11 protein-coding genes are annotated in these 13333 nt (G+C 72.6%); 3 read left to right on the top strand and 8 right to left on the bottom strand.

The annotated features are described in order from the left end of the window. The first annotated feature begins 203 nt into the window (after positions 1 to 203). Positions 204 to 1430, top strand: a complete 1227-nt coding sequence (locus OG802_RS26545) for a trypsin-like serine peptidase (protein WP_329414329.1) — start codon at positions 204 to 206, stop codon at positions 1428 to 1430. An 84-nt stretch (positions 1431 to 1514) separates the two neighbouring features. Here OG802_RS26545 and hflX read toward each other — a convergent pair whose 3' ends face one another. The 6 genes from hflX to miaA all read right to left on the bottom strand — a co-directional run bounded on the left by hflX (position 1515) and on the right by miaA (position 9915). Next, positions 1515 to 3008: a GTPase HflX gene (hflX, locus tag OG802_RS26540; RefSeq protein WP_329414328.1), complete on the bottom strand. Its 1494-nt coding sequence runs from the start codon at positions 3006 to 3008 to the stop codon at positions 1515 to 1517. A gap of 174 nt (positions 3009 to 3182) precedes the next feature. Beyond that, positions 3183 to 4727: a M1 family metallopeptidase gene (locus OG802_RS26535; RefSeq protein WP_329414327.1), complete on the bottom strand. Its 1545-nt coding sequence runs from the start codon at positions 4725 to 4727 to the stop codon at positions 3183 to 3185. A gap of 157 nt (positions 4728 to 4884) precedes the next feature. Further along, positions 4885 to 7071 (bottom strand): RelA/SpoT family protein, encoded by a 2187-nt coding sequence (locus tag OG802_RS26530; RefSeq protein WP_329414326.1) that lies wholly within the window; start codon positions 7069 to 7071, stop codon positions 4885 to 4887. 299 nt (positions 7072 to 7370) lie between these two features. Continuing rightward, on the bottom strand, positions 7371 to 8240 hold the full coding sequence (gene dapF, locus OG802_RS26525) for a diaminopimelate epimerase (protein WP_329414325.1): 870 nt from the start codon (positions 8238 to 8240) through the stop codon (positions 7371 to 7373). 118 nt (positions 8241 to 8358) lie between these two features. After that, positions 8359 to 8868, bottom strand: a complete 510-nt coding sequence (locus OG802_RS26520) for a hypothetical protein (RefSeq protein ID WP_329417409.1) — start codon at positions 8866 to 8868, stop codon at positions 8359 to 8361. A 108-nt stretch (positions 8869 to 8976) separates the two neighbouring features. Then, the gene (miaA, locus tag OG802_RS26515; protein ID WP_329414323.1) at positions 8977 to 9915 is read right to left on the bottom strand and encodes a tRNA (adenosine(37)-N6)-dimethylallyltransferase MiaA; all 939 of its coding nucleotides are present in this window, start codon (positions 9913 to 9915) and stop codon (positions 8977 to 8979) included. 221 nt (positions 9916 to 10136) lie between these two features. On the opposite strand from miaA, the gene OG802_RS26510 reads away from it, so the two are divergent. After that, a complete protein-coding gene (locus OG802_RS26510) occupies positions 10137 to 10400 on the top strand; it encodes a hypothetical protein (protein WP_329414322.1) in 264 nt (87 codons plus the stop codon). A 24-nt stretch (positions 10401 to 10424) separates the two neighbouring features. Next, complete coding sequence (locus tag OG802_RS26505; RefSeq protein WP_329414320.1) at positions 10425 to 10697, top strand: antitoxin; 273 nt, start codon at positions 10425 to 10427, stop codon at positions 10695 to 10697. A gap of 97 nt (positions 10698 to 10794) precedes the next feature. On the opposite strand, the gene OG802_RS26500 is transcribed toward OG802_RS26505, so the two are convergent. Beyond that, positions 10795 to 11613 carry a class III extradiol dioxygenase subunit B-like domain-containing protein gene (locus OG802_RS26500; protein ID WP_329414319.1) on the bottom strand — a complete coding sequence of 273 codons (819 nt, stop codon included), beginning with the start codon at positions 11611 to 11613 and terminating at the stop codon, positions 10795 to 10797. Positions 11614 to 11740: 127 nt separating this feature from the next. Beyond that, positions 11741 to 13270: a tRNA (N6-isopentenyl adenosine(37)-C2)-methylthiotransferase MiaB gene (gene miaB, locus OG802_RS26495; RefSeq protein WP_329414317.1), complete on the bottom strand. Its 1530-nt coding sequence runs from the start codon at positions 13268 to 13270 to the stop codon at positions 11741 to 11743. Positions 13271 to 13333: the final 63 nt, after the last annotated feature.

The raw sequence follows: 13333 nt of genomic DNA, 5'->3' as shown, positions 1-13333 counted from the left end.
CGCGGTTACGGGTCGCCTCAAGATCCCCGCTGTGACCGAACAGTTGCCGTTCCGTCGGAAGTCCCCCACAGCGAGCGCATATCGTGTGGTGGCATCGCACCAGGCCGTGCGGCCCGTCCGAACACGGGACGAGGCACCCGTGGATTCCGCCGCGGGGGAACGGCCGGTGTCCCAAGTTCGTTCACAGCAGGGGGAGTCAGACCATGCGATCCACACGGCCGTCGTTCAGCGTTCGCCGGAGGAGGAACGCGCGCCGCACCACTTCCCCCGTGCTGGGCGCCATGGCCCTCGTCTCGGTGCTCGCGCTCACCGCGACCGCGTGCGACTCGGGCGACACCGAGGCCGGCGGACGCACCGAAGCCTCCGCGTCGGCCACCGGCGACGGGAAGATCACGATCCCGGACGACATCAAGGACCGGCTCAAGGAACACGGGATCGATCTCGACAAGTGGAAGAACGGCGCCTGGAAGAACTGGGACCGGGACGACTGGCTGCGCGAGGCGAAGGACTACGTCAACCCGATCATCAAGGGCCTGTGGGACCCGGACCGGATGCGCGAGGCGGAGGACCCGGACCGCATCGTCGACGACAGCGACCTCTCCGGTGACCAGGGCGTGACCGACCCCGCGCCGCAGGCGGTGGAGGCCAAGGCCGTGCCGACGAAGTACCACGCCAACGCCCCCGAGGCGGGCAAGGTGTTCTTCGACTCGCCCGAGGGCACGATGGTCTGCTCGGCGACGGTCGTGCGGGACCCGGCCCACCCGGGCAAGTCCAACCTGGTGTGGACGGCGGGCCATTGCGTGCACGCCGGCAAGGGCGGCGGCTGGTACCGCAACATCGCGTTCGTGCCGTCGTACAACGATCAGGGCCTGTCGTCCGCGGAGTTGCAGACGGCCACCAAGGAGCAGGCCGCTCCCTACGGGGTCTGGTGGGGCGACTGGACGAAGACGTCGGATCAGTGGATCGCGCAGGGCGGTCAGACCGGCGGCGACGGCGCCTCCTACGACTACGCCGTGATCCATGTGACGCCGGAGGACGGCGGCACCGGCAAGTCCCTGGAAGAGACGGTCGGTTCGGCGCTGCCGGTGGACTTCGAGGCCCCCGCGGTCCCGAAGGCCGGCACCATCACCGCGACCGGGTACCCGGCGGCCAAGCCGTACGACGGTCAGAAGCTCTACCAGTGCCAGGACAGGCCGGGGCGGTTCTCGCTCAGCTCCGCCGACCCGACGATGTACCGCATCGGCTGCACGATGACCGGCGGTTCGTCGGGCGGCGGCTGGGTCGCGGCCGGCTCGGACGGCAAGCCGGCCCTGGTGTCCAACACCTCGATCGGCCCGGTGCGGTCGGGGTGGCTCGCCGGGCCGCGGCTCGGCGACGTCGCCAAGGGCGTCTATGACTCGGTGAGCGACAAGTTCGCCGGTCGCCGCTAGCCGACAGGACGAAGGCCTGTCCTCCCGCGCAATGAGCGGGAGGACAGGCCTTCGTCGTACGGCGCTGCGGGCCGGTCGCGGCCGTCAGGCGGCCGGCGCCGGAACGTACGGTGCGAGGTCCGCCGCGAGTTCCTCGTGCACCCGCACCTTCAGCAGGGTGCCCTCCGCGGTGTGCTCCTCGGAGATCACCTCGCCCTCGGTGTGGGCACGGGCGACCAGACCGCCGTGGGTGTAGGGCACGAGCGCCTCGATCTCGACCGACGGCCGCGGCAGCTCGTTGTCGATCAGCGCGAGCAGTTCGTCGATGCCCTGGCCGGTGCGGGCCGAGACCGCGATGGAGCGCTTCTCGATCCGCATGAGCCGCTGGAGCGTCAGCGGGTCGGCGGCGTCCGCCTTGTTGATCACGACGATCTCGGGCACGCCCGTGGCGCCGACGTCCCGGACGACCTCGCGCACGGCGGCCAGCTGCTCCTCCGGGTTCGGGTGCGAGCCGTCCACCACGTGGAGGATCAGGTCGGACTCGCCGACCTCCTCCATGGTGGAGCGGAACGCCTCGACCAGGTGGTGCGGCAGGTGCCGGACGAAACCGACGGTGTCGGCCAGCGTGTACAGACGGCCGCTCGGGGTCTCCGCCCGGCGCACGGTCGGGTCCAGGGTCGCGAACAGCGCGTTCTCGACCAGAACGCCCGCGCCGGTGAGACGGTTGAGCAGGGACGACTTGCCGGCGTTGGTGTAGCCCGCGATGGCGACGGACGGCACCTTGTGGCGCTTGCGCTCCTGCCGCTTGATCTCGCGGCCGGTCTTCATCTCCGCGATCTCCCGGCGCATCTTCGCCATCTTCTCGCGGATCCGTCGCCGGTCCGTCTCGATCTTGGTCTCACCGGGGCCTCGGGTGGCGAGACCGCCGCCCTTGCCGCCGCCCATCTGGCGGGACAGCGACTGACCCCAGCCGCGCAGCCTCGGCAGCATGTACTGCATCTGCGCGAGCGCGACCTGCGCCTTGCCCTCACGGGACTTGGCGTGCTGGGCGAAGATGTCCAGGATCAGGGCCGTACGGTCGATGACCTTGACCTTGACGACGTCCTCGAGGTGGATGAGCTGGCCGGGACTGAGCTCACCGTCGCAGATCACGGTGTCGGCGCCGGTCTCCAGGACGATGTCCCGGAGCTCGTTCGCCTTGCCGGAGCCGATGTAGGTGGCCGCGTCGGGCTTGTCGCGGCGCTGGATGACGCCGTCGAGCACGAGCGCGCCCGCCGTCTCCGCGAGGGCGGCCAGCTCCGCGAGGGAGTTGTCCGCGTCCTGGGGGGTTCCCGTGGTCCAGACGCCGACGAGCACGACTCGCTCCAGGCGGAGCTGCCGGTACTCGACCTCGGTGACGTCCTCGAGCTCGGTGGAGAGGCCTGCCACGCGGCGCAGGGCCGCGCGCTCGGAGCGGTCGAACTGCTCGCCGTCCCGGTCTCCGTCGATCTCGAGGCTCCAGGCGACGTCCTCTTCCATCAGGGCATCGGCCTTGAGACCTTCGGGATAGGCGTGCGCAATGCGCTTGGTGTCCTGGGAAGGGGAAGAAGAGGAGGTCATTGGGTCCTTACGTCGTTGGGAATGCCGGTTCCGCGGCCTTCATGACTCATAACGCACGGGTGTCCCGGGAGATTCCCGTACACCACGTGCGCCGCGCCGACCGCACGATGGTCGCACGGTACGGCCCGTCTCGTCATCGTCTTATTCCGACGCCCGCGGGGCGGACGGCCGTTGTCAGGACCGGGTCCGGGGCGCCGGCCGCAGCCTCGGGGCGGTCCTCGGTCCGGTGTGGGAGGCGCCCTTCGGCTCCGCCTTGGGTTCGGCCCTGGCGACCGGCGCGGCGGGCTTCCAGTCCGGGTGCCCGGGCATCGCCGGCGTCTTCTCGCCGTAGAGCCAGTCCTTGAAGAACCCGCTCAGGTCGCGCCCGGAGATCCCTTCGGCGAGGCGCTGGAAGTCCGCCGTGGTCGCGGTGGAGTCGCGGTGGTTGCGCACCCAGGCCCGTTCCAGGCGCTCGAAGGCGGGGGCGCCGATCTCCTGGCGCAGGGCGTACAGGACCAGGGCCGCGCCGTCGTAGACGTTGGGCCGGAAGATGCTGATCTTCTGCCCCGGGTGCGGGGCCTTGGGCAGCGCCGGGGGGCCGCCGGCGGCGCGCCAGCGGTCGGACGCGCCGTACGCGGCCTTCATCCGCGCCTCCAGGGTGCGGCCCGCCTTCTCCTGCGCGTACAGCGCCTCGTACCAGGTGGCGTGTCCTTCGTTGAGCCACAGGTCGGACCAGCTGCGCGGGCTGACGCTGTCGCCGAACCACTGGTGGGACAGCTCGTGCACCATGATCGACTCGACGTACCACTTCGGGTAGCCGGGCTCGGTGAAGAGGTCCTTCTCGAAGAGGGACAGGGTCTGCGTCTCCAGCTCGAACCCGGTCGAGGCGTCCGCCATGAGCAGGCCGTACGTCTCGAAGGGGTAGGGGCCGACCTTGCCCTCCATCCAGGCGATCTGTCCGGGGGTCTTCTTCAGCCACGGTTCCAGCGCCGTGCGGTCCTTGGTGGGCACCACGTCCCGCACGGGGAGGGCGTGGGGTCCCTCGCGGCGCACGACGGTGGAGCGGCCGATCGACACCTGGGCCAGCTCCGTCGCCATGGGGTGCTGGGTGTGGTAGGTCCACGTGGTCGCCGGGCCGACGCGCTCCACGCCGGCCGGCAGGCCGCCCGCGACGGCCGTGTAGTCGTTGGGGGCGGTGACGCGGATGGTGAACATCGCCTTGTCGGAGGGGTGGTCGTTGCACGGGAAGACCAGGTGGGCGGCGTCCGCCTGGTTGGCCATGGCGAGGCCGTCCGCGGTCCTGACCCAGCCGCCGTCCCGGCCGTCGGCGCTCACCGGGTCGCTGGTGTGCCGCACGGTGATCCGGACCCAGCTGTCCGGCGGCAGCGAGCTGCGCGGGGTGACCACCAGGTCGTCTTCCGCGCCGACGAAGGCAGCGGGCTCGCCGTCGACCTCGACCGAGTCGACCTTGCCGTGGGCGAAGTCGAGGTTGATCCGGTCCAGGGCGGCCGTCGTCCAGGCGTCGATGGTGGTGACCGCCTGGAGCGGCTTGGCGTTGTCGCCGGAGTAGGTGAAGGACAGGTCGTAGGAGGCGACGTCGTACCCGGGGTTGCCCAGGTACGGGAAGAGACGGTCGCCGACTCCGAGCGGGTCCGCGGGAGCGCTCGCGGCGACGAGGCAGACGGAGACGGCCGAGGCGAGCAGCGCGGACTTGAGCCGGACGCGGGGGGTGAGCAGCATGGACCACCGCTACCAGCGCGGGCGCGGGTGGCGTGGGCGACGCGCGCCCGGCCCACCCGAACGGATGGCTCCCGCGCGCGTGAGCGGGCGCGCGACGCGGTCCTGACGAACGGTGACGCTGCACGCGCCCCCACGCGCGGGGTGGGTTCTTCGCCGGTTACGCGGTTTCCGCCGAGGCCTGTGCGTGGTGCTGCGCGCGGTCCACGTCGTAGACGCCGGGCACGTTGCGCATGGCGCGCAGGAGGGCGGGCAGGTGGGCGGCGTCGGGCAGCTGGACGGTGTACGTGTGCCGCACCCGCTGCTGGCTCGGGGGCTCTACGGTCGCGGAGACGATCTCGGCGCCTTCGAGGGCCATCGCCTCGGTGAGGTCGGCCAGCAGATGGGGCCGGCCGAACGATTCCGCGACGAGGCTGACCCGGCAACCGGTGGTGTCGCCCCAGCTCACGTCGGCCTCTTCGCGGCCCGCGCTCGCCATGCGCGCCACGGCGGCGCACTCCGCGCGGTGCACGGTGACCACTCCCCCGCGTACGAGGAAGCCGGTGATGTCGTCGAGCGGTACGGGCGTGCAGCATCCGGCGAGCCGGACGGTGGCGTCGGGCCGGCCGACGACGGTGACGGCGGCTCCGGGGGGCGGGGCGGGCGTGTCGGCCGCGGAGGGGTCGGCCGTGGACCGGGCGGTCTCCTCCGCGGCCTTGGCGGCGCCCGGGTCCTGGGCGGGTGCGGAGTCCTGCGGCTCGGCCGGGGCGGGGTGGGTCGCCAGCCACCGCTGGATGGCGATCCGGGCGGCCGGGGTGTGGGCGTGGTCCAGCCACTCCCTGGACGGCTCGGAGGCGGGGTCCTGGCCCATGAGGAGCTGGACGGTGTCGCCGTCGCGCAGAACGGTGCTGAGAGTCGCCAGGCGGCCGTTCACGCGGGCGCCGATGCAGGCGTGGGCGTCCTCGCCGTACTGCGCGTACGCGGCGTCGACGCAGGTCGCGCCGTCGGGCAGGCCGAGCGTGCCGCCGTCCGGCCGGAAGACGGTGATCTCGCGGTCCTGCGCGAGGTCCTCGCGCAGGACGGACCAGAAGGTGTCGGGGTCGGGCGCGGCCTCCTGCCAGTCCAGGAGGCGGGAGAGCCAGCCGGGCCGGGTGGGGTCGACGCGCTCCTCGTCGGCGGCGGAGCGCTCCCCGGTCTGGTCCTCGGGGGGCGCGGGGTAGGGGTTGCCGAGCGCCACGACGCCGGCTTCCGCGACCTTGTGCATCTGGTGCGTGCGGATGAGGACTTCGGCGACCTGGCCGTCCTCGCGGGCGACCGCGGTGTGCAGCGACTGGTACAGGTTGAACTTGGGGACGGCGATGAAGTCCTTGAACTCCGAGACCACCGGCGTCATGCAGGTGTGCAGTTCGCCCAGGACGGCGTAGCAGTCGGCGTCCTCGTTCACCAGCACCAGCAGGCGGCCGAAGTCCGAGCCGCGCATCCGGCCGCGCTTGCGGGAGAAGCGGTGCACGGACACGAAGTGCCGTGGGCGGATGAGGACTTCGGCCTGGATGCCGGCGTCGCGCAGGATCGCGCGCATGGCGTCGGCGAACTCCGCCAGCGGGTCGTCCGCGCGGGAGGCGTTCTCGACGACCAGCTCGCGGGTGCGCTCGTACTCCTCGGGATGCAGGATCGCGAAGACGAGGTCTTCCAGTTCGGTCTTGAGGGCCTGGACGCCGAGGCGTTCGGCGAGCGGGATCAGGACGTCCCGGGTGACCTTGGCGATGCGCGCCTGTTTCTCGGGGCGCATCACGCCCAGGGTGCGCATGTTGTGCAGACGGTCGGCGAGCTTGATCGACATCACGCGTACGTCGTTGCCGGTGGCGACGAGCATCTTGCGGAAGGTCTCGGGCTCGGCGGCCGCGCCGTAGTCGACCTTCTCCAGCTTGGTGACGCCGTCGACGAGATAGCGCACCTCGGCGCCGAACTGCTCTCCCACCTGATCGAGCGTCACATCGGTGTCCTCGACGGTGTCGTGGAGCAGCGAGGCGGTCAGGGTCGTGGTCTCCGCGCCGAGTTCGGCGAGGATCAGGGTCACGGCGAGCGGGTGCGTGATGTAGGGCTCGCCGCTCTTGCGCGTCTGGCCGCGGTGCGAGGACTCGGCGAGGACGTAGGCGCGGCGCAGGGTCTCGAGGTCGGCGTCGGGGTGGTGGGCGCGGTGGACCTCGACGACGTGACCGATGGCGTCCGGGAGGCGGCCGCGGGAGGCGGGGCCGAGCAGCGCGGCCCCGACCAGGCGGCGCAGATCGATCCGGGGACGGCTGCGCCTGCGGGGTGTGGCCGGCGCCACCGGGCCTGGGGTCGCAGGGTTCGTGGCCTCCGCACTCATGGGCACCTCCGGCTGCGTGGACCGGCGGACGGGGTGTCCCAGGGCGGACACGGCTCAGGGGACTGGTGAACGGTCCCCCGTCCGGCCGGTGCTTGATGCTACCGAGCCCACCACGCAGGACCGACCGCCTCTCGCCGAGCGTGAAACGGATCACCCATTCGAGCGATGGACGGCAGGTTTACTTTTTCGAGCCACCCGTCCTGGCGCCGGTCGCGTTTTCGAACCCGCGGCCCGCCCCGCGGCGTTGATCATGTGCGCCGCCGGGCCGCCCCGGCCTCCGATGCCAAGCCGCGCCCAGCTCAGCGACTGACTGTTTCCAGCCACTCGGACTCGATCTCCCCTGTGGCGACGATCACTGCGGGGCCGGTCATCTCGATCTCACCGTCCGGCAGCTCGGTGATCACCAGGCGTCCGCCGGGCACGTCGACGGTGTACGTGGCCGGCGTCCCGGTGGCCGTCGGGTCGGCGCCGTCCCTGCGCGCGGCCGCCACGGCGACGGCGCACGCGCCCGTGCCGCACGAGCGGGTCTCGCCGGACCCGCGCTCGTGCACGCGCAGGGCGACGTGCCGCGGGCCGCGGTCGACGACGAACTCCACGTTGACCCCGTCCGGGTATGCGGAGGCCGGAGCGACGGGCGGCGGCGCGTTCAGGTCGCCGGCGTGCGCGAGGTCGTCGACGAAGGCGACGGCGTGCGGGTTGCCCATGTTGACGTTGCGTGCGGGCCAGCTGCGCCCGCCCACGCTCACCGTGACGTCTCCGGCGGGGAGGAGGGCCCTGCCCATGCCGACGGTGACGTCCCCGTCCTTGGCGAGGTGCACGCGCTTGACGCCCCCACGCGTGGCGACCGTCAGATCGCCCTCGGCGACGAGCCCGGCGTGCTGGAGGTAGCGGGCGAAGACGCGGACCCCGTTGCCGCACATCTCGGCGACCGAACCGTCGCCGTTGCGGTAGTCCATGAACCACTCCGCCCGGGCCGCCATGTCCTTCGCCTCGGGGTGCGCGGCCGACCGCACGACGTGCAGCAGACCGTCGCCGCCGATGCCCGCGCGCCGGTCGCACAGGGCCGCGACGGCGGCCGGGGGGAGGTCGACGGCATTGTCGGGGTCCGGAACGATCACGAAGTCGTTCTCGGTGCCGTGCCCCTTGAGGAAGGCGATCCGCGTGCTCATCCCCCGATCGTACGGGGTGGCCACGACACCGGTCCGGGGGCGGCGTTCCGCGCCCCGCGGTCCCGCCGGTCCCGGCCGCGGACCCTGAAGCGCGGCCTCTCACGCGCGCGTGGGCGGCTCAGCGGAGCCGGGCGACCCGCCAGACGGCCAGGGCAACGACCGCCGCGACCATCACGACGTAGGCGAGGGCGAACCGCCAGTCGGGCCGGCGGCCCGAGCCGCGCGCGGGCAGGCCGGGCCACGTGTAACCGACGCGGCGGGCGGCCATCATTCCCCAGCCGGCCGCGCAGGAGCAGATCAGCAGCCCGAGCATGGCGATCATGGCCCCGCTGTCGCCGAAGTCGAAGGCGAGCGGGAAGGCGAACATCAGGGAGCCGATCGCGGCCAGGGCCACGATGGGCGCGAGCTGCCAGATCCGCAGCCGGCGCTGCGGGCGCAGTTCGACCTCGACCTCGGGGCCGCTCGCGAACATCTCCTCGGGCTCGGGACCGTCGTCGGTCACACCGCCCTCGGTGTCGTCCTCGTCCGGCCCGTCCGGGCTCAGACGGCCTTCCTCGGGCTCCGGTTCACCGCTTCCGGCGGTGCGGTGCTCGATGCCTTGCGCGGTGTCGCGAGGGCCGGCCTCCATCGCCACGCGCCCTCCCAACTCGGACTCCACTTGGTCGATCGAAGCTCGATGATGGCACGCCGCCGCAGGCCCGGATGACGGCCTGGGCGTCCCGATGCCATGACGTGATCAGGCTGTGACCGGTCGCTCCACCAACGCCAGCGCGAGTTCAGGAAGTTCTGTGAGATCAGCCGCAGCCCCACTCAACCAGTGCACCCGCGGATCGCGCCTGAACCACGAATCCTGACGGCGCGCGAAGCGCTTGGTGGCACGCACGGTCTCGGCCCGCGCCTCGTCCTCGGTGCACTCTCCGGCCAGGGCGGCGAGGATCTGCTGGTAGCCGAGCGCGCGGGAGGCCGTGCGCCCCTCGCGCAGGCCCCGCGCCTCCAGCGCGCGGACCTCGTCCACGAGCCCCGCGTCCCACATCCGGTCGACGCGGCGGGCGATGCGCTCGTCGAGTTCGGGGCGCGCCACGTCGACCCCGATCTGGACGGTGTCGTAGACGGAGTCATGGCTGGGCAGATTCGCCGTGAAGGGCTTGCCGGTGATCTCGATGACCTCGAGGGCGCGGACGATGCGGCGGCCGTTGCCGGGCAGGATGGCCTGCGCGGCCTCGGGATCGGCGGCGGCCAGCCGGGCGTGCAGCGCGCCCGAGCCGCGCAGGGTCAGCTCCTCCTCCAGCCTGGCGCGCACCCCGGGGTCGGTGCCGGGGAACTCCAGGTTGTCGACCGCGCCGCGGACGTACAGACCGGAGCCGCCGACCAGGACCGGCCAGCGGCCCTCGGCGAGCAGTGCGTCGATCCGCTCGCGCGCCAGCCGCTGGTACTCGGCGACGGAGGCGGTGACGGTGACGTCCCAGACGTCCAGCAGGTGGTGCGGGACCCCGGCGCGCTCCTCGGGCGTCAGTTTGGCGGTGCCGATGTCCATCCCTCGGTAGAGCTGCATGGAGTCGGCGTTGACGACCTCGCCGCCGAGTCGCCGGGCCAGGAAAACGCCCAGATCGGACTTTCCGGCCGCAGTGGGGCCGACGACGGCGATGACGCGGGGGGCGGGGGGTGCGCTGCTCACGGCACCAGTCTCGCAAACCTCGCGGCCGCCCCCGAACGAGTTACGTGACGGCGCCGGTTCCGGGGTCGTTCCCCGTTGCGGGATGCCCGTCGCCCTGCGCAAGGGCGACGCCCCCCGGTGGCGCGAACGGACGCACCGGCCGACGCGGGATTTCGCCCGCACGAGTACCGTATGGAGTGGACATGGGCGTTTTGGCGCGACTTTTCCGGAGGTCGAAGTCCGTGGAGGAGCCGGCGACGGAGGAGGCGGCGACCACCGCCGACGGCGAGGCGCCGGCCGGTGAAACGCAGGACCGGGCCGAGGCGGAGACGGTCACGGAGGACTCGGCGGAGCCCGCCGGAACCGCGCCCGGCGTGACCGCGGACGGCCCGGAGCCTGCCACGGCCGCCGACGACGAAGCCGTCGACGGCGTCGGGATCCCCCGTCAGCAGTCCCCCGAGGAGACGGCCGACAGCGAGGCCGCCGACGACGGCGCCCGCACGTAAACGCACCGCGAGGGAAGGTGGCTCATGGGTCTCTTGGACAATTTGAAGGCCAGGCTCGCCCCGGCCAAGGGCAAGGTCACGGACCTCGCCCAGCAGCACGGGGACAAGGTGCATCACGGCATCGACAAGGCCGCCAGGGTCGTCGACGAGAAGACCAAGGGCAAGTACAGCGACAGGATCCACAGCGGCACCCACAAGGCCAAGGGCGCCATGGACCGGATCGCGCACAAGGACGGCCCCCCGACGGGCGGCGGCGACACGTTCGTCCCGCCGACCCCGCCGCCGCCGGCTTCCTGACCGGGCGTGGATCGGCGGACGGCCGCGCAGCGGACACGCTCGCGGCCGTCCGCCGATCCGCGCCCGGCGCCGCGTCGGGCCCCGCGGCTGACGTCGGCTACGACCAGGCCGCGACCACGTAGCCGACGCCGTAGGGCGCGTCCTCGTAGAGCAGCGCGCCGGACAGCCCGGCGCCCTCGGCGGCGCCCGCGAGCACCTGCCAGGGCGCCCGGCCGCAGGCCTTCAGTTCGTACGCCAGCTCCGGGTCCAGCGCCCTGAGCGCCGCCACGTCCACCGTGCCCAGCGCGCGGGCGACCTCCGCGTCGAAGGGCGCGGCGCGCTCGTCGAGGTACCCCGGGGCCTTCAGCGTGCGGCACGCGCTCGCGTCGCCCATCACCAGCAGGGCGACCCGTGCGGACGACGCGCCGATCTCCCGGCCCACCTCGACGCACCGCTCGGGCGCGAGCGGTTCCCCGACGCCGAGACCCTCGACCGGGGCGGCCGCCCATCCGGCCCGTTCCAGCAGCCATGCGCCCACGGCGAGGGACGGCGGCAGGTCCCCAGGGGACGACGCGTCCCGCGCGTGGGGCGTCTCGTTTCCCTCCGGCGTCCCCGACGTCCCCGATGCCCCCTGCTCGCGGGCGGTCCGCGGCGTCACGGGGGTGTTCACGAGGGTGTGCTCGCCGACGCGACCGAGGCGTACGCCGACGTCCACTCCGAACGCGCGGAACGAGCCCCGCGCCCCCTCCGGGTGGGAGCCCCGCCCCGCCTTCTCGGCGGGGCCGACGACCACGAGCCGGTCCGGCCGGGCGGCCGCCAGCACGGCCAGCGCGTCGGAGCAGGCGGTGCGCGCCGCGTCCAGCTCGGGCGCGGCACCCGAGGCGACCTCGGGCACGAGCAGAGGCGGACAGGGGCAGACTGAGGCGGCGACAAGCATGATCGGCAGCGTATCCCCGCAGACGTACCCGGGGGCACCCCACTGGGCTCCCCCGGTGGCATGCCGTGAGCCGGCCGCCGTCAGCCGCCGTCGCCCTCGGGCCACCGCCGGGGCGCCCCCGCGGCGGTCAGTCGCAGCCGCAGCCGCTGCCCGTGGCCACCGGAAGCGGCGCAGGCGCGCCGATCTTGGGCAGGCCGAGCAGGACACCGGCCGGCTTGGCCGACTTCTCGGCGGTGCGCTTCTCCCAGGCGTCGCCCGCGCGCGTGCGGCGCACGTCCAGGACGGCGCCCTCGGCCAGGAGGTGGTGCGGGGCGGCGTAGGTGATCTCGACCGTCACCACGTCGCCGGGGCGCACCTGCTGCTCCGGCTTGGTGAAGTGCACCAGACGGTTGTCGGGGGCGCGGCCGGACAGGCGGTGCGTGGCGCCGTCCTTGCGGCCCTCGCCCTCGGCCACCATCAGCTCCAGGGTGCGGCCGACCTGCTTCTTGTTCTCCTCCCAGGAGATCTCCTCCTGGAGGGCCACGAGGCGCTCGTAGCGCGCCTGGACGACCTCCTTGGGAATCTGGTCCTCCATGGTCGCGGCCGGGGTGCCGGGGCGCTTGGAGTACTGGAAGGTGAACGCCTGAGCGAAGCGGGCCTCGCGGACCGCGTGCAGGGTCTGCTCGAAGTCCTCCTCGGTCTCGCCGGGGAAGCCGACGATGATGTCGGTGGTGATGGCCGCGTGCGGGATGGCGGCGCGCACCTTCTCGATGATCCCGAGGTAGCGCTCCTGACGGTAGGAGCGGCGCATCGCCTTCAGGACCGTGTCCGAGCCGGACTGCATCGGCATGTGCAGCTGCGGCATCACGTTGGGCGTCTCGGCCATGGCGGCGATGACGTCGTCGGTGAAGTCGCGCGGGTGCGGGGAGGTGAAGCGGACGCGCTCCAGGCCCTCGATCGCACCGCACGCGCGCAGCAGCTTGCTGAAGGCCTCGCGGTCGCCGATGTCGGAGCCGTAGGCGTTGACGTTCTGGCCGAGCAGGGTGATCTCGGAGACCCCCTCGGCCACCAGCGCCTCGATCTCCGCGAGGATGTCGCCGGTACGGCGGTCCTTCTCCTTGCCGCGCAGCGCCGGGACGATGCAGAAGGTGCACGTGTTGTTGCAGCCGACCGAGATCGACACCCAGGCGGCGTAGGCGCTCTCGCGTCGCGTCGGCAGGGTGGACGGGAACGCCTCCAGCGACTCGGCGATCTCGACCTGGGCCTCCTCCTGCACGCGTGCGCGTTCCAGCAGGACCGGCAGCTTGCCGATGTTGTGCGTGCCGAAGACGACGTCCACCCAGGGGGCCTTCTTCACGATGGTCTCGCGGTCCTTCTGCGCGAGGCAGCCGCCGACCGCGATCTGCATCCCGGGCCGGCTCGCCTTGCGCGGCGCGAGGCGGCCGAGGTTGCCGTAGAGCCGGTTGTCGGCGTTCTCGCGCACGGCGCAGGTGTTGAAGACGACGACGTCCGCGTCGCCGTCCGACCCCTCGGGGGCGCGCACGTAGCCGGCCTCTTCGAGCAGCCCGGACAATCGCTCGGAGTCGTGGACGTTCATCTGGCACCCGTAGGTGCGGATCTCGTAGCTCTTGGGGGCTTGGACGTCCACTGCGAGGCTCCGGTCGCTGCTGCTGGTCATGGCTCAAGGGTAGGCGCTCGCCGGAGGACGCCCGCCGCCCCCGTCCTCGCGGGACGCGGCCGC

The sequence above is a fragment of the Streptomyces sp. NBC_00704 genome (genome assembly GCF_036226605.1).
In the GTDB taxonomy this organism is placed as follows: Bacteria; Actinomycetota; Actinomycetes; order Streptomycetales; family Streptomycetaceae; genus Streptomyces.
Note: the sequence above shows the minus strand (reverse complement) of the source record. Positions and strands in the feature narration are given on the sequence as shown.

Coding starts and splice junctions, on each gene's coding strand:
- OG802_RS26545 (WP_329414329.1), top strand. CDS start 204: ATGCGATCCACACGGCCGTCGTTCAGCGTTCGCCGGAGGAGGAACGCG.
- hflX (WP_329414328.1), bottom strand. CDS start 3,008: ATGACCTCCTCTTCTTCCCCTTCCCAGGACACCAAGCGCATTGCGCAC.
- OG802_RS26535 (WP_329414327.1), bottom strand. CDS start 4,727: ATGCTGCTCACCCCCCGCGTCCGGCTCAAGTCCGCGCTGCTCGCCTCG.
- OG802_RS26530 (WP_329414326.1), bottom strand. CDS start 7,071: ATGAGTGCGGAGGCCACGAACCCTGCGACCCCAGGCCCGGTGGCGCCG.
- dapF (WP_329414325.1), bottom strand. CDS start 8,240: ATGAGCACGCGGATCGCCTTCCTCAAGGGGCACGGCACCGAGAACGAC.
- OG802_RS26520 (WP_329417409.1), bottom strand. CDS start 8,868: ATGGAGGCCGGCCCTCGCGACACCGCGCAAGGCATCGAGCACCGCACC.
- OG802_RS26505 (WP_329414320.1), top strand. CDS start 10,425: ATGGGTCTCTTGGACAATTTGAAGGCCAGGCTCGCCCCGGCCAAGGGC.
- OG802_RS26500 (WP_329414319.1), bottom strand. CDS start 11,613: ATGCTTGTCGCCGCCTCAGTCTGCCCCTGTCCGCCTCTGCTCGTGCCC.
- miaB (WP_329414317.1), bottom strand. CDS start 13,270: ATGACCAGCAGCAGCGACCGGAGCCTCGCAGTGGACGTCCAAGCCCCC.